The following is a 22,352-nucleotide window of genomic DNA, read 5'->3' as shown; positions in this document are numbered from 1 at the left end:
GGCGGCGGCGGTCGAGATGGGCACTGAGCCAGGCCGGAGCCGGGCCGAGCGGCGGGCCGGCCGAGCGTACCGCCAGGTCGATCCAGCGGGCGACCGAACCGGCGCGACGGCCCAACCAGCGGGATGGCCGAGGCAGCAGGCCGTTCCAGCCGGTCGCCCGGTCCGGCCGCCGCTGAACCCGTGGCGATCGCGGACCTCGCCCAGCCATGAGACACCGGCCGGGCCGCTGGGCCGAGCCACTGGGGCGGCCGAACCGGCGGGGACGCCGAGCAGCAGGCCGATCGGGCCGGTCGTCCGGTCCGGCCGCCGCTGAACAGCGGTGTTCTCCGCCCCCACCCGCCGTTATGCGCCCGGCGAGCCGCTCGGCCGACAGGGCTACTCGGCGGGTGCGATCGGTGGATTCGGAGGCAGGAGCCGGATCACTCGGGTATGGCCAGCAATGAGCAGATAAGCGCACAATCGAGGGCACGGGACTGGTCGGGGTGGCAGCGGTGGGCAAGGACACGGGTCGAAGAACGCGCGCGCGGGATTTCACCGTGGCGGCGGTGGTGTGGGGCGTCGTGGCGGCGGGCTCGCTGACGGCGGGCTGTACGGCCGGGGGCGCGCCGGACGACGACGGGCGGGCGTCCGAGCCGAAGCCGACACCGTCGCCGACCCGGGGTGCGGAGCGCGCGGCCTCGGTGCTCGCCGTGAAGATCGACAACGCGCCCCGGGCCCGGCCCCACACCGGCCTCGGCGCGGCGGACATCGTCTACGTCGAGCAGGTCGAGGGCGGCCTGAGCCGACTGCTCGCGGTGTACGCGAGCGCGTTGCCGAAGGCCGTCGGGCCCGTGCGCAGTGCCCGTGAGACGGATCTGGAGCTGTTGCGTCAGTTCGACCACCCCACCCTCGCCTTCTCCGGCGCCCAGACCAAGCTGCTGCCGCTGATCGACGGAGCCCCGCTGCGCGCCGAGCCGCCGGGCCGGACCCCCGGCGCCTACTACCGCGACAGCGCCAAGGCCGCCCCGCACAACCTCTACCTGCGCCCGCACCACCTCGCGCCCTCCGCCCCCGGCAAGGCCGCCCTCACCACCGGCTTCACCTATGGCGAGGCCCCCGACGGGGGCAGGACGGAGACCACCCGGACCGTCCGCTACCCGGCGGCCCGCTTCACCTTCACCTGGGACGAGAGCCGGGACCGCTACCGGGTCGCGATGGACGGCACGGCCGCCGTCACGACCGACGGGCAGCCGGTGGCGCCCGCGACGGTCGTCGTGCAGTACGTGCGGATGCGCCAGTCCGACTACTTCGACTCCCGGGGCAGCAACACGCCGTACACCGAGACCACCGGCTCGGGGACCGCGCAGGTGCTGCGCGACGGAAGGACGTACGAAGCGCTCTGGAAGCGCCCGGAGCCGGGCGACGGCACCCGGTTCACCACGGTGGACGGCGAGCCGGTGAACTTCGCCGGCGGCCAGGTGTGGGTGGTGCTCGCCAGGGCCGCGAGCCGGGGCTGAGGGCTGGAGTCAGGTCCGGCCCACGAGGGGCTCCACCGGGGTGCCCGGGGTGCGGAGCCCCTCCGCCGCGTCCGCGACCCGCCGGACGAGGTCCAGGAACTGTGTCTGCTCCGCGGCGGACAGCGGCGCGAGGAACACCTGGTTCATCCGGGCGGTGCGCAGCGCCAGCTTGCGATGGGTGCGCACCCCGTCCTGGGTCAGGCGCAGCAGGAAGCGGCGGCCGTCACGCGGGTCGCGGACCTTGTGCAGCAGTCCCCGGCGGCCGAGCCGACTGATCACCTCGGCGACGGTGGACCGGTCGAGCCCCACCCGCTCCCCCACCGTGCGCTGGTCCAGCCCCGGCTCGTCGGCGAGCGCGTTGAGCACGGCGAACTGCGGTGAGGTGATCTCCTCGGACACCATCGCGTTCCACAGCAGGTAGTGCGCCTGCTGGAGCCGCCGGGCGAGATGCCCGGGGTGGTTGGTGAGATCCACCGCCGCCATGTCCGCCTCCCGAGGTCGTATGCATGTCAGTGCACTGAACGATACCTCTGCGGTGCCTGGCTGTCGTCGAGGTCCTCGTCAATGGTCCGAGGTCTTGACCGTAGTACCTTCCCGGTGGGAGCGTGAAGAAAATTTCACTGCGGTACTCAGTGCGCTGAGCAATTGCGGGCTCGGGAGAGATGGGGCTTCTCGGAATGGACAAGGTGGTCGCCACGGCCCTGGAGGCGGTGGCCGATGTGGGCGACGGCGCGTCGCTCGCGGTGGGCGGCTTCGGGCTGAGCGGTGTCCCGAACGTACTGATCGAGGCGCTCTACGAGCGCGGCGTGAGCGGGCTGTCGGTGGTGTCGAACAACTGCGGCGCGATGGAGTCCGGCCTGGCGGTGCTGCTCGCGGCCGGGCGGATCGCCCGGGTGACCGGCTCCTACATCGGCGCGAACAAGGAGTTCGCCCGCCAGTACCTGGCCGGGGAGCTGGAGCTGGAGCTGATCCCGCAGGGCACGCTGGCCGAGCGACTGCGGGCGGGCGGGGCCGGTATCCCCGCCTTCTACACGCCGGCCGGAGTGGGCACGCAGGTCGCCGAGGGCGGACTGCCGTGGCGCTACGACGGCCAGGGCGGGGTCGCTCTCGCCTCACCGCCCAAGGAGATACGGGAGTTCGACGGCGCGGAGTACGTGCTGGAGCGCGGCATCCGCACCGACTTCGCCCTCGTCCGCGCCGCCAGGGGCGACCGGCACGGAAACCTGGTCTTCAACAAGTCCGCCCGCAACTTCAACCCCCTCGCGGCGATGGCGGGTCGGGTGACGATCGCGGAGGTGGAGGAGCTGGTCGAGCCGGGCGACGTCGATCCGGACGCCGTGCACCTGCCCGGCGTCTTCGTCCAGCGGGTGGTGGCCCTGACCCCGGAGCAGACCGCCGACAAGCGGATCGAGCAGCGGACGGTGAGCAACTGATGGCCTGGACACGCCAGGAGATGGCCGCGCGGGCCGCACGTGAGCTGACGGACGGGCAGTACGTCAATCTGGGCATCGGCCTGCCGACCCTGATCCCCAATCATCTCCCGCCCGGCGTGGAGGTGGTGCTGGAGTCGGAGAACGGCATCCTCGGCACCGGCCCCTACCCGACCGAGGACCAGGTCGACCCGGACCTGATCAACGCGGGCAAGGAGACCGTCACGGTCCTGCCGGGCGCGTCCTTCTTCGACTCGGCACTGTCCTTCGGGATGATCCGCGGCGGGCACATCGATGTCGCCGTACTCGGCGCCATGCAGGTGTCGGAGAAGGGCGACCTGGCCAACTGGGCCGTCCCGGGGAAGCTGGTCACGGGCATCGGCGGGGCGATGGACCTGGTGCACGGCGCCCGTACCGTCATCGTCGTGATGACCCACACCGCCAAGGACGGCAGCCCGAAAATCCTCGACACGTGCACGCTGCCGCTCACGGGCAAGTCGTGTGTGAACCGGGTCATCACCGATCTCGGCGTGCTCGACGTGACCGACGGCGGGCTGGTGCTGACCGAGTGCGCGCCGGGCGTCACCGCGGAGGAGGTCACCGCCAGGACCGCCGCGACGGTGCGGGTCAGCGAGGAGGCGCAGTCATGAGGGACGTCTACGTCGTCGACGCCGTCCGCACGCCGATCGGCCGCTACAACGGCGGTCTCGCCACCGTCCGCCCGGACGACCTCGCCGCCCACGTCATCCGCGAACTGCTCGCCCGTACTCCCGCGTTGGACCCGTCCCGGATCGAGGACGTCTACCTGGGCAACGCCAACGGCGCCGGCGAGGAGAACCGCAACGTCGCCCGCATGGCCGCCCTGCTCGCCGGTCTGCCCACCTCCGTGCCCGGCGTGACCGTCAACCGGCTGTGCGCGTCCGGCCTGGAGGCGGTGATCCAGGCGGCCCGCGCCATCGCGTGCGGGGACGCCTCCATCGCCGTGGCCGGTGGTGTGGAGTCGATGACCCGCGCGCCGTACGTCCTGCCCAAGAACGACAAGCCCTTCCCGGCCGCCCACACCGAGCTGTACTCCACCACCCTCGGCTGGCGCATGGTCAACCCGAGAATGGACCCGCAGTGGACCGTCCCGCTCGGTGAGAGCGCCGAACTCATCGCCGACAAGCACAGGATCACCCGCGAGCAGCAGGACGAGTTCGCCCTGCACAGCCACCAGAAGGCCGCCGAGGCCCAGCGCCAGGGCCTCTTCGACGCCGAACTCGCCCCCGTGGCCCTTCCCCAGCGCAAGGGCGACCCGGTCGTCTTCGCCGCCGACGAGTGCGTACGCCCGGACGCGTCACTGGAGGCGATGGCCAAGCTCAAGCCGTCCTTCCGCACGGACGGAGGCACGGTCACCGCGGGCAACGCCTCTCCGCTCAACGACGGCGCCGCCGCCCTGCTGCTCGTGGACGAGGAAGGGCTGAAGGCCACCGGCCGCGAACCCCTGGCCCGCGTCGGCGCCACCGGAGTCTCCGCGCTCGACCCGCACTACTTCGGCCTCGCCCCCGTCGACGCGGTGAACCGGGCGCTCGCCAAGGCGGGCAAGGGATTCGACGACCTGTCGGTCCTGGAGCTCAACGAGGCCTTCGCCGCCCAGGTGCTCGGCTGTGTCGCCGAGTGGCCCGAGTTCGACCCGGCGATCCTCAACCCCCAGGGCGGCGCCATCGCCCTCGGCCACCCCCTCGGCGCCTCCGGCGCCCGCCTCACCGGCACGGTCGCCCACCAGCTCGCCCGCCAGGGCACCGGCACCGGCGTCGCCGCCCTCTGCATCGGTGTGGGCCAGGGCCTCGCCCTCGTCCTCGAACGCTAAGGGGTCCTTGCACTATGAGCGTCCGATCAGGTCGCGTGGTCTGGTGGCGTGCATCGCAAGGCGCCGGAGCTCCCTGGTAGCGGAGCTACCTGGGCGTTTCGGCAACGCGGCGAGGTGCGGTGCCAGACCACGCGACCAGGGCGGGCACAGTGCAAGGACCCCTAAGAACCCGCAGGGACCCCCATGACTCTCACTCAGCACGACATCGACCAGGAGATAGCGGCCGAGCACGCCGCCTACGCGAAGCGCGTCGCCGACGGCGGGCCCGTCGAGCACCACCCGCGCCGGGACTACGCCCCGTACCGCTCCTCGCTGCTGCGTCACCCGAAGCAGCCGCTGGTCGCGATCGACGTGGCCAAGGACCCGGAGCTGGTGGAGCTCGCCTCGCCCGCCTTCGGCGAGCGCGACATCACCGAGATCGACAACGACCTGACCCGCCAGCACACCGGCGAGCCCATCGGCGAGCGCATCACCGTCTCCGGCCGCCTGCTGGACCGCACCGGGCGGCCGATCCGCGGCCAGCTCATCGAGATCTGGCAGGCCAACTCGGCCGGCCGCTACGCCCACCAGCGCGAGCAGCACGACGCCCCGCTGGACCCCAACTTCACCGGCGTGGGCCGCACCCTCACCGACGCCGACGGGTGCTACCGGTTCACCACGATTCAGCCGGGCCCCTACCCGTGGCGCAACCACGTCAATGCCTGGCGCCCGGCACACATCCACTTCTCGGTCTTCGGTACGGCGTTCACCCAGCGGCTGGTGACGCAGATGTACTTCCCGAACGACCCGCTCTTCGGGTACGACCCGATCCTGCAGTCCGTGACGGACGACGCCGCCCGGCAGCGTCTGGTCGCCAGCTACGACCACAGCCTGTCGGTGCCGGAGTTCTCGCTGGGCTACCACTGGGACATCGTGCTCGACGGCCCGAACGCCACCTGGATGGAAGAGGGACGCTGACCGCCATGACGAAGATCGACACAAGCAGCCCGGAGCACGTGCTGCCCACCCCGTCGCACACGGTGGGCCCGTTCTACGGGTATGCGCTGCCCTTCCCCGGCGGTGAGGACATCGCGCCCGCCGGGCACCCGGACACGATCACCGTGCACGGGTACATCACGGACGGCGAGGGCACGCCGCTGCCGGACGCCTTCGTGGAGCTGTGGGGCCCGGACCCGGAGGGCACACTGCCCCAGGTGGACGGCTCGATGCGCCGCGACCCGGCGTCCGGCGGTTTCCTCGGCCGCAACGGCGTCGAGTTCACCGGCTGGGGCCGCGTCCAGACAGACGCCAACGGCCACTGGTACGCCCGTACGCTCCGCCCCGGCGCGCGCGGGAGCAGCGCCCCGTACATCAGCGTGTGCGTCTTCGCGCGCGGCCTGCTGGTGCATCTGTTCACCCGGATCTATCTGCCGGGCGACGAGGCCGTGCTGGCCGCGGACCCGCTCCTGTCCCGGCTGGCGAAGACGCGCCGCGACACGCTGGTCGCGCACGCCGAGAGCGACGGCACCTACCGTTTCGACATCCGCCTTCAGGGCGAAGGCGAGACGGTTTTCCTGGAGTTCCAGTGACTTCTGCGGTTCCCGACACCGGCCTGCTCGCCCCCGGGTGGGCAGGTTCCCCCACCGCGTCCGCGACGAGCGACACCGCCTACCTCCAGGCCCTGCTCGACGCGGAGGCGGCGCTCACCCGCGCGCAGGCCTCGCTCGGGCTGGCCCCGGCCGAGGCGGCGACGGCGGTCACCGACGCGGCCGACGCCGGCCGGTACGACGTACGGTCCCTGGCGGAGCGTGCCCGGGGCGGCGGCAATCCGGTCATCCCGCTGGTGGCCGACCTGACGAAGGCGGTCGGTACGGAGTACGGGCCGTACGTCCATCGGGGGGCGACCAGCCAGGACATCATGGACACGGCGACCATGCTGGTCGCGGGGCGCACCCTGAACCTGATCCTGGCCGACCTCGCCCGCACCGAGCGGGCGCTGGCCCGGCTGGCCGCCGGGCACCGCGACACGCCGATGCCGGGACGCACGCTCACGCAGCACGCCGTACCGACGACCTTCGGCCTGAAGGCGGTCGGCTGGCGGTCCCTGGTGCTGGACGCACGGGACCGGGTGGCGGCCGTACGCGACGCGCTGCCCGCCCAACTCGGCGGCGCCGCCGGGACGCTGGCGGCGTTCGGGGCGTACGGCGCGAGCGATCCGACCGCGCTGCCGACGGCGTACGCCCGCGAACTGGGCCTGCAGGCGCCGGACCTGCCCTGGCACACGCTGCGGACGCCCCTCGCCGACCTCGCCGGGTGTCTGGCGCTGACGGCCGGAGCGCTCGGCAAGGCGTCCGTCGATGTCCTCACCCTCTCCCGGACCGAGATCGCCGAGGTCACGGAGGGCAGTGGCGGGGGTTCGTCCGCGATGCCGCACAAGGCCAATCCCGTACGGTCCACCCTGATCGCCGCGGCGGCCCGGCGGGCGCCTCAGCTCGCCGCCACCCTGTACGCCTGCCTGGTCGCGGAGGACGAGCGGCCCGCCGGGGCCTGGCACGCGGAGTGGGAGCCGCTCCGCGAGCTGCTGCGGCTGGTCGGCGGGGCCGCGCGGGACGCCGCCGAACTGGCCGAGGGACTCCGGGTCCACCCGGACGTCATGCGTGCCCACCTGGGCCTCACCCAGGGGCTGATCGTCTCGGAGCGGCTGTCCGCCGAGCTCACGCCCGTGGTGGGCCGGGCCCGCGCCAAGGAGTTGCTCACCCGGCTGGCCGCCGAGGGACGTCCCCTGGCTCACGCCCCGGAACTGAAGGACGCCGACCTCGATCCCGCCCATTACACCGGCTCCGCCGGAACACTCGTCGATCGTGCTCTGGAGCGACGTTGAAACTGCTCAACCATCGTGCCGAAGGGCCCGCTTCCGCGCCCCCGCTGCTCCTCGGGCCCTCGCTGGGCACCTCGTACGCCCTGTGGGACGAGGTCGCCCCCGAGCTGTCGGCCACCCACCGGGTGATCCGCTGGGATCTGCCGGGGCACGGCGGCTCGGCGGCCGAGCTGATCGGGGCCGGGGCCACCGTCGGAGACCTCGCCGACCTGGTGCTCGCGCTCGCCGACTCCCTCGGCGTGCAGCGGTTCGCCTACGCCGGGGTGTCGCTGGGGGGTGCGGTGGGGCTGCACCTCGCCGTGCATCACCCCCAGCGGGTGTCGTCCCTGGCGGTGATCTGCTCGTCGGCCCACTTCAACGGGGCGCGGCCGTGGCGGGAGCGGGCCGCGCTGGTGCGGCGCGAGGGTCTGGCCTCACTCGCCGGGAGCGCGGACGCCCGCTGGTTCACGCCCGGGTTCACCGTGCCCCGGCTGGTGCGGGACCACCGGGACGCCGATCCGGCGGCGTACGCGGCCTGCTGTGACGCGCTCGCCGCATTCGACCTGCGGGAGCGGCTCGCGGAGATCTCCGCGCCGACGCTGCTGATAGCGGGCCGTGAGGATCCGGCGACGCCGCCCGCGCATCTGCGGGAGATCGCGGACGCGGTGCCGGGTGCGGCGCTGGTGGAGATTCCCGGCGCCTCGCATCTGGCGCCCGCGCAGTGCCCCGAGGCGGTGCTGACGGCTCTGCGTGCGCACGTCGACGGCCCCGCGCCGCGCGGCATGGAGGTACGGCGACAGGTGCTCGGTGACGCGCATGTCGACCGGGCGCAGGCGCGCCAGACCCCCGTCACGGCACGCTTCCAGGACTTCATCTCGCGCTATGCCTGGGGTGAGATCTGGGCCGACCCGACGCTCTCCCGCCGGGAGCGCAGCATGATCACGTTGACGGCGCTGGTGGCGCACGGCCACCACGAGGAGCTGGCCATGCACGTCCGGGCGGCGCGGCGCAACGGGCTCACACCCGAGGAGATCGGCGCGGTACTGCTGCAGACGGCCGTGTACTGCGGGGTGCCGGCGGCGAACTCGGCGTTCGCGGCGGCCCAGCGGGTGCTCGCCGAGGAGGACGACGGGTAGGGCCCACCCGAAAGTCCCTCAGGGTGTCCCTGCTGGTCGTAGCCTCAGCAGCACCTCGCAAGGGTGCGGGCGGCGTGCCTAGGGTGGGGGGCATGGCCACTGTTCTGATCACCGGCGCCACCTCGGGGCTCGGCCGGTACGTCGCCTTCGAGCTGGCGCGTTCCGGGCACCGCGTCCTCGCGCACGGCCGCGATCCGGGCCGTACCGAACGGCTCGTCGCCGAGCTGCGCGCCGAGGGCGCGGCCGAGGGGGCCGTCGCCGATCTCTCCTGCCTCGCCGAGGTGCGCGAGCTGGGCGCCCGGGTCGCCGAGGCGTTTCCCGCGCTGGACGTGCTGGTCAACAACGCCGGGGTGGGCAGCGGTCCGCGTGGTGCGGGGCGTGAGCTGAGCGCCGACGGGCACGAGCTGCGGCTCGCGGTGAACTACCTCGCGCCTGTCGTGCTCACCCGTGCCCTGCTGCCGGTGCTGCGCGCGAACACGCCCGCCCGGATCGTGAACGTCGGCTCGGCGGGCCAGGAGCCGCTGGACTTCGACGATCCCGAGTTCGCCCGGGGCTACGAGGGCTTCTCGGCGTACTGCCGCAGCAAGTTCGCGCTCGCCGCGTGGACGTTCGCGCTGGCCGAGGAGCTGGCGGGCACCGGCGTCGCCGTGAACGTGCTGCACCCGGCGACCTTCATGGACACGGCGATGGTCCGCGAGGGCGGTGTCACCCCGTGGAACTCGGTCGCCGACGGCGCGCCCGGTGTGCTGGCCCTGGCCACGCGGGACATGGGCTCCGGCGGCTACTTCGACGGCACCACCGAGGCGCGGGCGCACGAGGCGGCGTACGACCCGCAGGTGCGCAAGCGGCTGGCGGCGGTCACCGAGCAGCTGCTCGGCATGTGACGTGGCACCCCGTTACGCCTCCAGTTCCGCCAACCCCTCCCGTGCCTGCCGGGCCAGGCCGTCCGCCCCGCACGAACGGGCCAGCGTCAGCCCCCGGTTGAGCTCGGTCGTGGAGCGAGCGGCGAGGCCGTACTCGATGCGGGCGGCGGCGTGCTCGTACTGACAGGGTGAGGCCTCCAGGTAGGTGACGGCCTGCGCGGCGAGGCGCACCTTGCGCTGGCCGGTCTCCAGGTGGGCGGCGCAGCGCAGGGCCTCGCCGATGGCGGTGTCGGTGCCGAACCGCTCGGCCTGGCGGCGGGCGTCGGCGGCGAGCCGGGCGGCGCGGGTCGGGTCCTGGGTGGCGAGGGCACGGGCGAGGTCGACGGTCCAGGGGGCCAGCACCGGGTTGTGGCCGCCCCGCGCGGCGGCGGCCTTCTCGGCGGCCTCCAGTTCGTTGACGCCCTCCTCGGTGCGGCCCACGGCGAGCAGCAGTCGGCCGCGCACCGACCGGGTGTCGGGCAGGACGATGGTGGACGGGTAGGGCGGGGTGAAGCCGTAGTGCTCGGCGATCGACCAGGCCTCCCGCACATGCCCGCGGGCGAGCAGGGTGTCGACCAGGCCGCAGGTCGCCGACCAGTACAGCGGCAGTCCACGCCCGACCCGCTCGGCGAGGCGCAGGGATTCGCGCAGGACGGTCTCGGCGTCCTTCAGGCGGCCCTGCCTGCGGAAGGCCAGGCCCAGGAAGGCGTTGGCGAGGGCGAGGTGGCCGCCGCTCCACCCGGCCGTGGTGTAGGTGCGCAGGGCCTCGGCGAATAGGTTCTCGGCGCGGTCGAGGCGGTCGGCGTAGGCGTAGGAGCTGCCGAGCATCATCAGCAGTTCTATGCCCCACTCGGTGTCGGTCCAGCCGAGGCCGGGGGCGAGCCGGCCGTTGACGAGGGCGCGGTCGCACACCTCGACGACCTCCTCGGCGTTCTCGCCGTGCGTCATGGCGTCGAAGCCACGGAGGATGAGCAGGGCGCGCTCGGAGTTGTCGCGGCCGGTGCAGGTGCGGGCGAGTTCGGCGAGCCGCTCGGAGCGGCCCGGGGTGGACGACTCACCGGCGTAGATGCCCTCCCACATGTACTGCACGGCCCGCAGCCGCAGCCGGGCGGGCCCCTCCTCGTGCCGGGCGGCCTCGGCCTCGACGGTGCGGACGGCCTGATCCAGCTGGTCGTTGTGGAGCAGCGCCTGGGAGAGGCGGAAGACGGCGTCGACGCGGGCGGGGCCGTCGAGGCCGGGCATGGCGAGCGCGGTCTGGAGGTGGTCGATGGTCCTCGCGGGCGCGGTGAGCAGGGTGGCGCAGCCGAGTTCGTAGAGCACGCGCGCGTGCACCTCGGGCCGGGGCGGTTCCTTCAGGGCGCGTTCGAGGCAGCGGCGGGCGGCGTCGGGCGCGCCGACGGCGAGGTGTTCGCGGGCGGCCTCGCGCAGCTGGTCGACGAGTTCGGCGTCGTCGTCCGGGTGGACCTGCAGCAGATGCCGGGAGGCGGCCGCGGCGCCGCGGCCGGAGTCGGTGACGATCTGCGCGGCGATGCCGTGCATGGCGGTGCGCAGGGCGTCGGGGATGGAGTTGTAGACGGCGGTGGCGATCAGCGGGTGGACGAACTCCAGGTCGCCGTCGTCGGCCTGTGCGCCCGCCGGGTCGGGGGCGGTGAGGATCCGGGCCGTGCACAGTAACTCGGCGCAGCGCAGCGCCTGTTCGGGGCGCATGGTGGTGAGCCGGGCGACCAGGCCGACGGAGATGCCGGTGCCGAGTATGGCGGCCGCCCAGGCGAACCGGGTGGCGTCGATGCCGAGCCCTTCGAGGCGGGTGACGAGTCCGCCGCCGCGCGCGGAGCGGTTCAGGGCGCGCAGTTGACCGGCCGAGGACTCGGTCGGCTCGATCTCGCTGTCCTGCACCTTGGCGAGGAGTTCGACGGTCTCGTAGGGGTTGCCGCCGGTGACGGCCCAGACCTCGCGGCAGAACGGGGCGTCGGCGTGCCGGCCGACCGTCGCGCGGGTGAGCCCGGCGGTGGCGTCCGGGGTGAGGGCGCTCAGCGTCGTCTCCGGGCGGCCCGCGGCCGCGGCGACCGCGTCGAGGTGGCGGGCGCTCTCGCCGGTCACCTCGCCGGGTCTGCGGGCCACCACGACCAGCACGGACAGGTCGTGCAGCCGCTCGGCGAACGCGGCGAGCCAGTGCAGCGTCTCCTGGTCGGCCCAGTGGGCGTCGTCGATCAGCAGCACCAGCGGCCAGTCCCGCTTGGCCAGTCGGCGCACAGCGGCGACCAGTCCGTCGCACACGCCCTGCGGGTCGGCCTGCCGTCCGCCGGGGTCCGCGATGCCGAGGGCGGGGCCGGCGATGTCGTACCAGTCGCCGAGGTACTCGCGGGCCTCCTCGGGCAGCAGGGACACGAGGGCGGGCTGGAGCAGTTGGCGTACGACGTTGAAGGGGACGGACCTGAGGGTCTCGCCGCCGCGTGCCGACCACACCGTGCAGCCGCGTTCCTCGGCCAGTCGGCGGGTCTCGGCGAGCAGCGCGGTCTTGCCGAGTCCGGCCTCGCCCCGGAACACCAGCAGACCGCCCGACGAGGAACGGTCCGCGCACAGGGCGTCGAGCGCCTCGACGACCGCGGCGACCTCCTCCTCCCGCTCCCACAGGGAAGCCGAGGCGCCCGCCGCCGGCGGTACCTCCGTCATCCCGCTACCTCCCCAAGTCGCCCGAACGACGTACAGGGCGAGCGTAGCCGCACGGCAGGTCCGGCGGTGGGTGGTCGGGGAGTTGTTGCCGTCACGGGTGACGTCCTCGTGAAAGTTATTGACAGTCAACAGACCGGTACTGACGCTAATTTTCCAACCAGCGAGGCCCACAGCGGCGGTGGGACGGGAGGCACGCGATGAGCGCCCCTGCGAAGGTGACCGGTACCAGACCGGAACGGTCCCGCCGGGCGCTGGTCGCGGGCTCGGTGGGCAACTTCATCGAGTGGTACGAGTTCGGCGTCTACGGCTACTTCGCCACGGTCATCGCCGCCCGCTTCTTCACGCCGGAGGGCGGCAGCGAGGTCGAGGCGCTGGTGAAGACGTACGCCTCCTTCGCACTGGCCTTCTTCTTCCGGCCCGTCGGGGCGGCCCTGTTCGGGCGGCTGGGCGACCGGATCGGCCGGCGTCCGGTGCTGATCCTGGTGATCGGGCTGATGACGGGCGCGACCACGCTGATCGGCGCACTGCCGACGTACGACACGGTGGGGGCTCTCGCGCCCTGGCTGCTCACCTTCCTGAGGGTTCTCCAGGGACTGTCGGCGGGCGGGGAGTTCGGTGGGGCGGTGTCCGTGATGACGGAGTTCGCGCCGCCGGGCAGGCGCGGGCTGTACGGCTCGTGGCAGTCGTTCACCGTCGCGCTGGGGCTGCTCGGCGGGGCGGGTGCGGCGGCGCTGCTGGCCGGCGTGCTGACGGAGGACCAGCTCGGTGACTGGGGCTGGCGGCTGCCGTTCCTGCTGACGCTGCCGATGGGGCTGGGCGCGCTGTGGCTGCGGCTGCGGCTGGAGGAGACACCGGCGTTCAGCCGGGAGCGGGAGCTTGGGCACCCGCCCGCGCGCGAGGTCGTGCGGGCCGTCGCGCTGGGCGCCGGGCGGATCATGGGCTGGGCGGCGGCCGGGTACACCTTCCTGGTCGTACTGCCGTCCTACCTGCAGAGCAGTCTCGGCGCGAGCTTCCAGCAGGCGCTGATGGCGACCGTGCTGGCCAATCTCGGCTTCGCGGTGACGATCATCCCGGCGGGGCTGTGCAGCGACCGGGTGGGGCGGCGGGCCGTGATGCTGACCGGGGCGCTGCTGGTGGTGATGCTCGCGGTGCCGCTGCTGAACCTGCTCCAGGACCCGGGCGCGTCCAACGCCGTCAAGGGCCTGGCGGTGTTCGGCGCGGGCGCCGTGGTGGGGCTGATGGCGGGGCCGGGCCCGGCGATGCTGTCGGAGATGTTCCCGACGACCGTGCGCTACACCGGCCTGGGACTCGCCTACGCCCTGTCCAATGCGGTGTTCTCGGGCTGTGCCGGGCTCATCATCACGGAGACGATCGAACGGACCGGCGACGTGGACATCCCCGCGTACTACGCGGCGGCCACCTGCGCGGTCAGCGTGCTGGCCCTCGCCACGCTCCCGGCGCAGGGCGCTTCGAGGAAGACGAGGTGAACGGATGCGGGTGATCGGGCTGATGTCCGGCACGTCGTACGACGCCATCGACGCGGCGGCGGCCGAGCTGAGCCTCGTCGGTGACAGCCTCGTGCTGAAGCCGCTCGGCATGGTGAGCGAGCCGTACGACGACGCACTGCGGGCGGCACTCGCGGCGGCGCTGCCGCCGGGGGCGACGTCTGTGGCGGAGGTGTGCCGACTCGACACCCTGATCGGGCAGGCCTTCGCGGCGGCGGCGGTGCGGGCCGATCGGGAACTGTGCGGCGGGCGGGCCGAGTTGGTGGCCTCGCACGGGCAGACGGTGTACCACTGGGTCGACGAGGGCCGGGTGCGCGGCACCCTGCAGCTCGGGCAGCCCGCGTGGATCGCCGAGGCGACCGGGCTGCCGGTGGTCGCCGACTTCCGGCCCCGGGACATCGCCGCGGGGGGCCAGGGCGCACCGCTGGTGAGCCTGGTCGACCTGCTGTGGCTGCGCGGCCGCCCCGGCACGCCGGTCGCCCTGAACCTCGGCGGGATCGCCAACCTCACCGCGCCCGACGGGACGGCCTTCGACACCGGGCCGGGGTGTGCGCTGATCGACGCGGCGGCGCACGGCTTCAGCGGCGGGCGGCCGGCGTACGACGTGGACGGCGCCCTGGCCGCCCGGGGCCGGGTCCGTCCGGCGCTGCTGGAGCGGCTGCTGGCGGAGCCGTACTACGCCCTTCCCGCGCCCAAGACGACCGGCAAGGAGCTGTTCCACGTCGGCTATCTGCACGAGGCGCTGGCCGGGGTCGGCAGGCTGCCCGCCGAGGACGTGATCGCGACGCTCACCCACCTCACCGCGCGCACGGTCGCCGACGCCGTGCGGACGGTGGCCGCCACGGAGGTCGTCGCGTCCGGCGGCGGCACGCGCAATCCGGTGCTGATGCGGATGCTCGGGGAGCTGCTGCCGGGCGTGGCCGTGCGCCGCTCCGACGAACTCGGCCTGCCGTCGGACGCGAAGGAGGCGTACGCGTTCGCGGTGCTGGGCTTCCTGACGGCGCACGGCCTGCCCGGCACGGTTCCGACGAGCACGGGGGCCCGGCATCCGAGCGTGCTCGGGTCGGTGACACCGGGGCGGGACGGACTACGGCTGCCCACGGCCGCCCGCAAGGGCCCCGCGCGACTGGTCCTGGAATAACGCGTGCCGCGCATGCGCAACCGCCTGCTCCGCACCATCCCGACGAGCACGGAGCCCGGCATCCGAGCGTGCTGGGGTCGGTGGCACCGGGGCGGGACGGATTGCCGCTACCCAGGGCCGCCCGCAAGGGCCCCCCGCGACTGGTCCTGGAATAACGCGTGCCGCGCATGCGCAACCGCCTGCTCCGCACCATCCCGACGAGCACGGGGCCCGGCATCCGAGCGTGCTGGGGTCGGTGGCACCGGGGCGGGACGGGTTGCGGCTGCCCACGGCCGTTGGGGAGGGTTTGGTGCGGCTGGTGCTGGAATGAGTGGGGGTCCGGCTGTGCGGTCCGTGTGCCGTGTCGGAAGGAGCCGTCGGAGGAGCCCTCTCATCCCGCTTTCACCGAGGCCTCATACGGTGGGGTCATGACGCAGGTGACTCCTCCCGGGTGGTATCCCGACCCCGGGCAGACAAGTGACGGTCCCGCCACCGAACGCTGGTGGGACGGCAAGGCATGGACGGACCAGACCCGTCCGGCGGGGTCGGCCGCGGGCTGGGGTCCCCCGGCGGGACCGCCGTCGGTCTCTGACGCGCAGCAGGCCCAGCCGACGTATCCCGCGTATCCGGGGGGACCGGGGGCTTCGGGTCATCCGGGGTACCCGGGATACCCGGCATACCCGGGTCAGCCGGGGTATCCCGGGTATCCCGGGTATCCGGCTCAACCGCCGGGCGGGCGGCGGCGTGCGCTGCGGACCGGGATAGCCGTCGCGGCGGCGGCCGCGGTCCTCGCCAGCATCGGCATCGGTGTGTACGCGCTGACCAAGGACGACGGCGGCGGCGCGAGCCGTGCCGACTCGCAGCAGCAGGGGCCGGGCGGGCAGGACGGGCAGGACGGCGGCCAGGGCGGGCCGTTCGGTGACTCGGGCGGTTCCGGCGGTTCCGGAGGGTCCGGTGGGGAGTCCGCCGCGCCGGAGGTCGAGGGCGGCGGCACGCTGTCCGACCCGGTGAACGGGATCAGCATGCCCGTGCCGGAGGGCTGGACCGGTCAGTCCTTCAGCGTGGGCGCGCAGATGACGTCCGACGACAGCTACAAGTGCCCGGGCGACACGTCCAAGTCGTGCACGAAGGGCGGCGCGTACTCGGCGCCCGTCCAGCTGCTGGGCACCAAGGGCAGCACACCGGAGGAGGTCGCGAAGGCGGACATCGCGGCGAACGCCGAGGAGTCGTACGGCGGCAACAGCTACGGAAGGATCACCTCGCACGAGGTGCTGGCGTCCAAGGCGGTGACGGTGGCCGGGCAGAAGGGCTACCTGGTCCGCTGGAAGGCGATCACCAGCAAGGGCGCCGACGGCCTGGTCGAGTCGCTCGTCTTCCCCTCGCCCGCCAACTCCGAGCAGCTGGTGGTGGTCCGCTTCGGCATCGACGCCGACCAGAAGGCGTCCCTCATCGACGACATCACCAAGGGCATCAAGGCCTCGTCCGGCGGGGGCAACGGGCAGAGCGTCTGAGCCGCGCACGGTGGCGTTCGGCCGGGTGGGGTGCCCCTCCGCTTCAGAGGTACCCCACCCGGCCGGGGTGCGCGCCGCCCCCGTCCCCACGGTGCGGCGCGAGCAGGCCGGTCGTCCCGTCATCCCTTGGACGACGCGGCCCGGGTCTTCACGTGAGGCCGAGCGACGGCAGCACGGCGGCCTCCACGAACTTCAGCAGGTAGTCCGGGTCGGCGTCCTGCCCCTCCAGCATGGGCCGCGCCCGCAGCACACCGAACATCTGCGCGGGTACATACGGCAGCGCCGGATGGTCGGCGGCGATCTCGCCGCGTTCCACCCCGCGCCGCAGAATCTCCTCGATCGCGGCGATCTCGGGCTCGACGAGCGCCTCCCGCAGCGCCTGCGCCAGCTCCTTGTCCTCCATGACCGCGTGGCCGAGCGCCTGAACGAGCCGGTGGTCCCGGCCGGACCACTCCCCCACCGCCCGCGCGGCCTGCCGCAGGTCCTCGGCCAGTGAACCGGTGTCGATCCCGGCGAACCTCACCCGGCGCCGGGAGCGCAGGGCCGCCGCCACGAACCGGGGCTTGGTCTTCCACTGCCGGTACAGCGTGGACTTGCTGCACCGCGTGCTGGTGGCGACGCCGTCCATGGTCACGGCGTCGTAACCGCACTCGCGGATCTGCTCGATCACCGCGTCGAAGAACTCCTGCTCACGCTCCCGCGTCAGCTTGGAGCGGCGCGAGGCGCCGACCGTCTCCGGTCGGTCCGCGGCCTGCGACGTCATCGGTCCGTCTCCTCGTTCCCGTCCCGCGGCCAAGGGCACCGCAGTCCAGTGTGTCGTACGCAATCGATACGCCAGTGTACCGGTACTCCGGCGTATCGGTACACTGCCGTATCGGTACGACACCGTATCGATGTGGCTCACCGATCTCACCGCTTCGATGAGCAGCGTTTGCACCACCGTCAGCGAAGGGGCCGGGGGATGAATGCCCGCACCGAGCCTGCCGAGGAGGACGCCGCGATGGCGCGGCCCCCTCTCGTCCGGGAGTTCCTGCCGGTCGCGGGACTCTTCCTCGTCTACAAGTTCGGCCGGCTGCTGGCGACCGACCACACCCACGAGGCGTTCCGCAACGCACACCGGGTGTGGGACCTCGAACGGGCCGTGCGTCTCCCGGGCGAGGGCGCGGTGCAGTCCTTGCTGCTGCACGGCGACACCCTGGTGCACCTCGCCAACACCTACTACGCCGCCGTCCACTTCCCGGCGACGGCGGCCTTCCTGGTCTGGCTGTACCTACGGCGCCCGGGTCACTACGTCTGGGCGCGCCGGGTGCTCGCCGCCGTCACCGCCGCCGCGCTGGTGCTGCATCTGGCGTTCCCGCTCGCGCCGCCGCGGATGCTCGCGGCGACGGGGCTGGTGGACACCGGGCGGGTGTACGGGCCGTCGGTGTACGGCTCCCCGCAGACGGACCAGTTGTCGAACCAGTTCGCGGCGATGCCCTCCCTGCACTTCGGCTGGGCGCTGATGGTGGCGATCGGCCTGATCGTGGCGACCCGGTCGCACTGGCGGTGGCTGTGGCTGCTGCATCCGCTGCTGACCCTGGTGGTGATCGTGGGGACGGCGAACCACTATTGGCTCGACTCGATCGTCGTGGCCGCGCTGCTGGGCGGGACGCTCGCGGCGATCCGGCCGACGGTGCACGCGTCCGCGCCGGGCGCCCAGGCCGTCGTACCAGGAAAGGAAGCACGGGCGAGGGACGTACCGGCGCAGGAACCGGCGCTCGTGGAGGCGGGCCGATGAGCACCACCGTGCTCGCCGTCGCGCTGTCGCTGTGCTCCGCCGTCGCCTACGCGGCCGCCGCCGTCGCCCAGGAGCGGCTCGCCGCCCGCTCCTCCGGCCCGGGCGTGCTGCGGCTGCTGGGCAGCGCGGCGTGGTGGGGGTCGGTGGCGCTGAACGCCTCCGGCGCCGTGCTGCATGTCGTCGCCCTGACCTACGGGCCGTTGACGGTGGTGCAGCCGCTGGGGGCGCTGACGCTGGTCGCGGCGGTGCCGATGGGCGCGCGGCTCGCGGGGCGACGGGTCGGCGCGGTGGAGTGGCGGGGCACCGCCTTCACCCTGGTCGGCCTGGGCGCGCTGCTCGTCGCGGCGTCCGGGCCCGCGCCCGACGACGTGCTCAGCGTGACCGAGGCGCCGGCGGTCGCGGGATCGGCGTCCGTGCTGATCGGCGCGCTGGCCCGGCCCGGCACCCGGCCCGGCCTGCGGCACGCCACCGCGTCCGGTGTCGCCTCCGGGGTCGGCTCCGCCCTCACCCAGACGGTGACGGTGGCCGCGACGGACGACTCGGGGCCGCTGCTCGGTGCCCGGGTCGTCGGCGTGGCGCTGCTCGTCGCGGTGTTCGCGACCGGCGGCCTGCTGCTGTCCCAGACCGCCTACCGGGGTGGCCTCGGCGCCCCGCTGGCGGTGGTCACCCTCAGCAATCCGGTGGCGGCCGCGGTGATCGGCCTCTCCCTGCTGGGCGAACGGCTCCAGGGCGGGGTGGCGGGCGCACTGGTGGCGCTCGCGGGGGCGCTGCTGGCCTCCTGGGGCGTGGTGCTGCTGTCCCGGACGGCACCGGACGACCACCCGGCGATGCCCGAGGCGGAAACGCCGGTGCCCCGGCGACGGCAGCCGGGGCACCTCACGCCACTGTGAACGGCAGCTACACCGTGATGACCGCCGGGTCGCTCACACCCGGGCGCCCACGGGCTGCGCGCCGCCACCGGGCGGTCCCGGTGACACATCCGAAAGGGCGGACCATGCTCGACGTACGCGGCCTGAAGAAGGTGTACGAGCGGTCAGGGCGGCGGGTGGAGGCGGTGCGCGACCTCACCTTCACCGTCGAGGCCGGTGAACTGGTCTGCCTCGTCGGCCCGTCCGGCTGCGGCGAGACCACGCTGCTGAAATGCGTGGACGGGCTGCTCACGCCGACGGCCGGGGAGGCGCGGCCGGCGGGGCGGGCGGTGAGGACCTGGTACGGCGGCTGTGGCGGGAGCGCGCGATGACGATCCTGTTCGTCACCCACGACATCGACGAGGCCGTGTACCTCGGCCACCGGGCGATCGTCCTGTCCGCCTCCCCCACCGTCGTACAGGAACAGCTGAAGGTCGACCTGCCGGACGCCCGCGACCAGGTGCACACACGGGCATCCCCGCGCTTCGCCGACCTGCGCACCCATGTGTACGAGCAGATCCAGGCAGCGCAGCGCGGGGGACCCGTGGCCAAGGCGGACACGCCTGCGCCCGACGCCGGCCCCGGCCCGACCGTGGCGCCGTCGGCGACCTGAACGCCGACGGTGCCCGGTCAGGCCTCGGGGGTGGGCACCACCGTGAGATGGCTCGCCGTACGTCGGTCGCGGGAGCGGCGGCGCGGGGCGACGGGCTTGCGGGGCTCGCGCAGCACCATCGTGAGCCGGGTGCAGCCCAGGTCCCGCAGGGTCCTGGGCGTCTCGGCGACGATCCGGCAGTCGGTGGCGCCCCAGCGCGGGTCCGGGTGCAGCAGCGGACGGACCGCCCCGTCGTGCTCGACGGCCGCCTCCCCGACCGCGCGCACCCAGTGCGGCAGCCCGTGCCGGTAGGCGGCCTCCATGATGGGGTCCTGCGCGATCTCCCGGCGGATGGCCTGCAACCCCTGGTCGTGGCCGTGCCGCTGCACGGCGTCCGCGAAGTGCGCCAGCATCGGCAGGCACCAGCTCGACTCGTGCTCACCGAGCACACTGGAGGCGTCCGGGTGGAACAGCACGAACCTCAGGAAGTTGTCGCCGGGCATGGCCGTCGGATGCGGCGCGACCCCGCGGAAGAGTGACGCGAAAGCGCTGTTGGCCAGGACGACGTCCCAGCGGTGGTCGACGACCACGGACGGAAAGGGCACGGCCTCCATGAAGGTGGCGTAGTCCTGGAGATACGACCGGGCCTCGGGATCCTCGGGGACGGACCGCAACGCGGACCGCTGCCCTCCTGCCTGCTGTGCCATCGGGAGGTCACCCCTCTTGCCTATGCGGCCTTCACGCGGCGCCCCGATCCTGCTGCCCCGAAGCTTTCTGTGTCAACTATCGTGGCATTTCATGCCGGTTGACGGCTGAAATTGGCCACAGTTGTGGCGAGTCCTGGATGTGAGTTCGAAGCACCCGCTACTCTCCGGGAAGTTCACGGCAACCACTCGCGAGAAGTACGTGAGAGACGTAGGAGACCTGTCGGTGACGGATGGCTACGAGGTTCCCGGCGCCACGGCGACGGCCACCCTGCCGGCCGTGATCGCCCGCGTCACCGCGCTCGCCGACCGGCTCGGCGTGCCGCACGCGGAGGTCTTCGACACCGCCCGGCTCTCCGTGGCCTGCGGCGTCCCCGAGCCCGTCGTCAAGGACCTGCTGCGCGGCCGCCCCGCCGGCGAGCCCGATGTGCAGGCACGGTTCCTGCAACGCCTGGACCTGCTGCGCCGCACCCGGCTGAAACCCAACGGGCGCAAGTACACCCAGCAGGAGATCGCCGACGGCGCCGGGATGTCGCGGCAGCAGGCGGGCGCCCTCATCAACGGCGACCGGCGCCCCACCATGGAGCACTGCGACGCCATCCAGCGTTTCTTCCGGGTGCGCGCCGGTTTCCTCACGGCCGAGGACCCCGAGGCGCTCGCGGACACCCTCCAGCGCACCGAGCAGGAACTACTGCAGAAGCTCGCCGACCGTGAGCGAGAGGCGGCCGCGGCGGCCGACGACCCGCTGGAGCGGCTGCTCCAGGACCACGGCGTGCGCGGGATCGCCTGGCGGGCCGCCCAACTGCCCACCGACCAGCACCGCGACAAGGTCGCCGAGTGGCTGGACATGCTCCTGGAGAGCGTCAAGCGGCCCGAGTCGTGATCCGGGAGAGAACTGTGGGCATCGGTAAGGAAATGCGCCGCCTGTGCGGCGAACTGGTCGCGGAGCTGGCGCTGCCCGCGCCGGCGCGGCCCGCCGACCTGTACGCCGCGCTGTGCGACGCGATGAGCAGACGCCGCGGCCGCCCGGTCCACTTCCGTACGGCCGCCTTCCCGCCCGGCACGGCCAGCGGGCTGTGGCTCGACATGGCCGACCAGGACCTCGTGGTCATCGAGGAACGCACCGCCCCCGACCACCAGTTGGTGATCCTCGGGCACGAGCTGTGGCACATGAAGGCCGGGCACTGCAGCCATCACGTCGAGGGCGCCGCGGTCGCGGCCCGCTTACTCGACGACAACGCCGACCTCCAGGCGACCGTCCTGAAGGTCGCCGCCCGTACCCGCTTCGACCTCGCCGACGAGAAGGAGGCGGAGCGCTTCGGACTGCTGCTCGCCAGCAAGTGCCGCACATGGCTGGCCGGTTCGGCGCTCCGTGGGCCGGTGCAGCGGGATCGTCTGGCGGGGCGGATCGAGGCGTCACTGGGCTACGTCGGACCGCAGCACTAGGTTTCACCACAGCACTGGGTTTCGGCTTCGCCGCAGTGGGTTTCGCCTTCCCCGCGATGGGTTTCGCCTCCGCTGAGCGGGCGAACCGGGGCGCGGCCGAGCCGGATTGTCAGTGGTGGACGGCAAGCTGGGAGTGCGCCGCCGAATGCGGGGGCGTACGTGCCGTGCGGGCGCGTGTGGCGACGACGAGGCCGGGAGAGCCGACCGATGCACACTGCCGTACTGACCGACCGGGAACGCACCGCCGTGCAGGCCTATCTGCGCCTGCTGCACACGGTACGAGCGGCGTTCGACACTGCGGCCGGCCCGCCGGAGGCCCGTCGACCACCCGTGGTCCCGCCCACCGTCCTCGCCGAGGCGGAACAGGCCCTGGCGCAGGCGGGCCTGACGGGCAATGAGGAGGCCTTCTTCCACCTGTTGAAGAGCTGGTGCCCCGAGCACTGAGGGAGGGACGACGACCGCACGCC

Annotated in this window: 21 protein-coding genes and 1 pseudogene; 18 read left to right on the top strand and 4 right to left on the bottom strand. The window is 73.2% G+C overall.

Going from position 1 to position 22,352, the window contains the following annotated elements:
* Window positions 1–536 precede the first annotated feature (536 nt).
* A complete protein-coding gene (locus KWI83_RS01220; RefSeq protein ID WP_308121963.1) occupies window positions 537–1,496 on the top strand; it encodes a DUF3048 domain-containing protein in 960 nt (319 codons plus the stop codon).
* 9 nt (window positions 1,497–1,505) lie between these two features.
* Here KWI83_RS01220 and KWI83_RS01215 read toward each other — a convergent pair whose 3' ends face one another.
* A complete protein-coding gene (locus tag KWI83_RS01215; protein ID WP_218512328.1) occupies window positions 1,506–1,979 on the bottom strand; it encodes a MarR family winged helix-turn-helix transcriptional regulator in 474 nt (157 codons plus the stop codon).
* Between the two features lie 194 nt (window positions 1,980–2,173).
* On the opposite strand from KWI83_RS01215, the gene KWI83_RS01210 reads away from it, so the two are divergent.
* From KWI83_RS01210 to KWI83_RS01175, 8 genes are all read left to right on the top strand, one after another.
* Complete coding sequence (locus KWI83_RS01210; RefSeq protein WP_218512706.1) at window positions 2,174–2,929, top strand: CoA transferase subunit A; 756 nt, start codon at window positions 2,174–2,176, stop codon at window positions 2,927–2,929.
* Complete coding sequence (locus KWI83_RS01205) at window positions 2,929–3,576, top strand: CoA transferase subunit B (RefSeq protein ID WP_218512327.1); 648 nt, start codon at window positions 2,929–2,931, stop codon at window positions 3,574–3,576. The genes KWI83_RS01210 and KWI83_RS01205 overlap by 1 nt, the downstream gene beginning before the upstream one ends.
* Window positions 3,573–4,775, top strand: a complete 1,203-nt coding sequence (locus KWI83_RS01200) for a thiolase family protein (protein ID WP_218512326.1) — start codon at window positions 3,573–3,575, stop codon at window positions 4,773–4,775. Before KWI83_RS01205 ends, KWI83_RS01200 begins: the two co-directional genes overlap by 4 nt.
* Before the next feature lie 183 nt (window positions 4,776–4,958).
* Window positions 4,959–5,732: a protocatechuate 3,4-dioxygenase subunit beta gene (gene pcaH / locus KWI83_RS01195; protein WP_218512325.1), complete on the top strand. Its 774-nt coding sequence runs from the start codon at window positions 4,959–4,961 to the stop codon at window positions 5,730–5,732.
* Between the two features lie 5 nt (window positions 5,733–5,737).
* On the top strand, window positions 5,738–6,343 hold the full coding sequence (pcaG, locus tag KWI83_RS01190; protein WP_218512324.1) for a protocatechuate 3,4-dioxygenase subunit alpha: 606 nt from the start codon (window positions 5,738–5,740) through the stop codon (window positions 6,341–6,343).
* Window positions 6,340–7,635, top strand: a complete 1,296-nt coding sequence (gene pcaB / locus KWI83_RS01185; protein ID WP_218512323.1) for a 3-carboxy-cis,cis-muconate cycloisomerase — start codon at window positions 6,340–6,342, stop codon at window positions 7,633–7,635. The genes pcaG and pcaB overlap by 4 nt, the downstream gene beginning before the upstream one ends.
* Window positions 7,632–8,747, top strand: a complete 1,116-nt coding sequence (gene pcaD / locus KWI83_RS01180; protein WP_218512322.1) for a 3-oxoadipate enol-lactonase — start codon at window positions 7,632–7,634, stop codon at window positions 8,745–8,747. The genes pcaB and pcaD overlap by 4 nt, the downstream gene beginning before the upstream one ends.
* Window positions 8,748–8,839: 92 nt before the next feature.
* Window positions 8,840–9,631, top strand: a complete 792-nt coding sequence (locus tag KWI83_RS01175) for an SDR family NAD(P)-dependent oxidoreductase (protein WP_218512321.1) — start codon at window positions 8,840–8,842, stop codon at window positions 9,629–9,631.
* Window positions 9,632–9,643: 12 nt separating this feature from the next.
* Here KWI83_RS01175 and KWI83_RS01170 read toward each other — a convergent pair whose 3' ends face one another.
* Window positions 9,644–12,322, bottom strand: a complete 2,679-nt coding sequence (locus KWI83_RS01170) for an AAA family ATPase (protein ID WP_218512320.1) — start codon at window positions 12,320–12,322, stop codon at window positions 9,644–9,646.
* 197 nt (window positions 12,323–12,519) lie between these two features.
* Between KWI83_RS01170 and KWI83_RS01165 the strand changes: the two genes are divergently transcribed.
* From KWI83_RS01165 to KWI83_RS01155, 3 genes are all read left to right on the top strand, one after another.
* On the top strand, window positions 12,520–13,809 hold the full coding sequence (locus tag KWI83_RS01165; RefSeq protein WP_218512319.1) for an MFS transporter: 1,290 nt from the start codon (window positions 12,520–12,522) through the stop codon (window positions 13,807–13,809).
* A gap of 4 nt (window positions 13,810–13,813) precedes the next feature.
* Entirely contained in the window at window positions 13,814–14,968 is a 1,155-nt protein-coding gene (locus tag KWI83_RS01160; protein ID WP_218512318.1) for an anhydro-N-acetylmuramic acid kinase, read from the top strand.
* 407 nt (window positions 14,969–15,375) lie between these two features.
* Window positions 15,376–16,458, top strand: coding sequence for a DUF2510 domain-containing protein (locus KWI83_RS01155; protein WP_218512317.1), 1,083 nt, complete (start codon window positions 15,376–15,378; stop codon window positions 16,456–16,458).
* 148 nt (window positions 16,459–16,606) lie between these two features.
* On the opposite strand, the gene KWI83_RS01150 is transcribed toward KWI83_RS01155, so the two are convergent.
* The gene (locus tag KWI83_RS01150) at window positions 16,607–17,221 is read right to left on the bottom strand and encodes a TetR/AcrR family transcriptional regulator (protein WP_218512316.1); all 615 of its coding nucleotides are present in this window, start codon (window positions 17,219–17,221) and stop codon (window positions 16,607–16,609) included.
* Between the two features lie 198 nt (window positions 17,222–17,419).
* On the opposite strand from KWI83_RS01150, the gene KWI83_RS01145 reads away from it, so the two are divergent.
* The 3 genes and pseudogenes from KWI83_RS01145 (at window position 17,420) to KWI83_RS39880 (ending at window position 19,756) form a co-directional block, all read left to right on the top strand.
* The gene (locus KWI83_RS01145) at window positions 17,420–18,235 is read left to right on the top strand and encodes a phosphatase PAP2 family protein (protein WP_218512315.1); all 816 of its coding nucleotides are present in this window, start codon (window positions 17,420–17,422) and stop codon (window positions 18,233–18,235) included.
* Entirely contained in the window at window positions 18,232–19,125 is an 894-nt protein-coding gene (locus KWI83_RS01140; protein ID WP_218512314.1) for a hypothetical protein, read from the top strand. Before KWI83_RS01145 ends, KWI83_RS01140 begins: the two co-directional genes overlap by 4 nt.
* 104 nt (window positions 19,126–19,229) lie before the next feature.
* A pseudogene (locus KWI83_RS39880) lies at window positions 19,230–19,756 on the top strand (ATP-binding cassette domain-containing protein).
* 17 nt (window positions 19,757–19,773) lie between these two features.
* On the opposite strand, the gene KWI83_RS01130 reads toward KWI83_RS39880, so the two are convergent.
* Window positions 19,774–20,442 (bottom strand): hypothetical protein, encoded by a 669-nt coding sequence (locus KWI83_RS01130; RefSeq protein ID WP_218512313.1) that lies wholly within the window; start codon window positions 20,440–20,442, stop codon window positions 19,774–19,776.
* A gap of 223 nt (window positions 20,443–20,665) precedes the next feature.
* Here KWI83_RS01130 and KWI83_RS01125 point away from each other — a divergent pair, with 223 nt between their 5' ends.
* The 3 genes from KWI83_RS01125 (at window position 20,666) to KWI83_RS01115 (ending at window position 22,329) form a co-directional block, all read left to right on the top strand.
* Window positions 20,666–21,322: a helix-turn-helix transcriptional regulator gene (locus tag KWI83_RS01125; protein WP_141307383.1), complete on the top strand. Its 657-nt coding sequence runs from the start codon at window positions 20,666–20,668 to the stop codon at window positions 21,320–21,322.
* Between the two features lie 32 nt (window positions 21,323–21,354).
* Window positions 21,355–21,885, top strand: coding sequence for a toxin-antitoxin system, toxin component (locus tag KWI83_RS01120; protein WP_218512705.1), 531 nt, complete (start codon window positions 21,355–21,357; stop codon window positions 21,883–21,885).
* Between the two features lie 207 nt (window positions 21,886–22,092).
* Entirely contained in the window at window positions 22,093–22,329 is a 237-nt protein-coding gene (locus KWI83_RS01115; RefSeq protein ID WP_218512312.1) for a hypothetical protein, read from the top strand.
* The last annotated feature ends 23 nt before the right edge of the window (window positions 22,330–22,352 follow it).

The organism is Streptomyces sp. TRM70350 (assembly GCF_019219825.1).
Taxonomy (GTDB): domain Bacteria; phylum Actinomycetota; class Actinomycetes; order Streptomycetales; family Streptomycetaceae; genus Streptomyces.
Note: the sequence above shows the minus strand (reverse complement) of the source record. Positions and strands in the feature narration are given on the sequence as shown.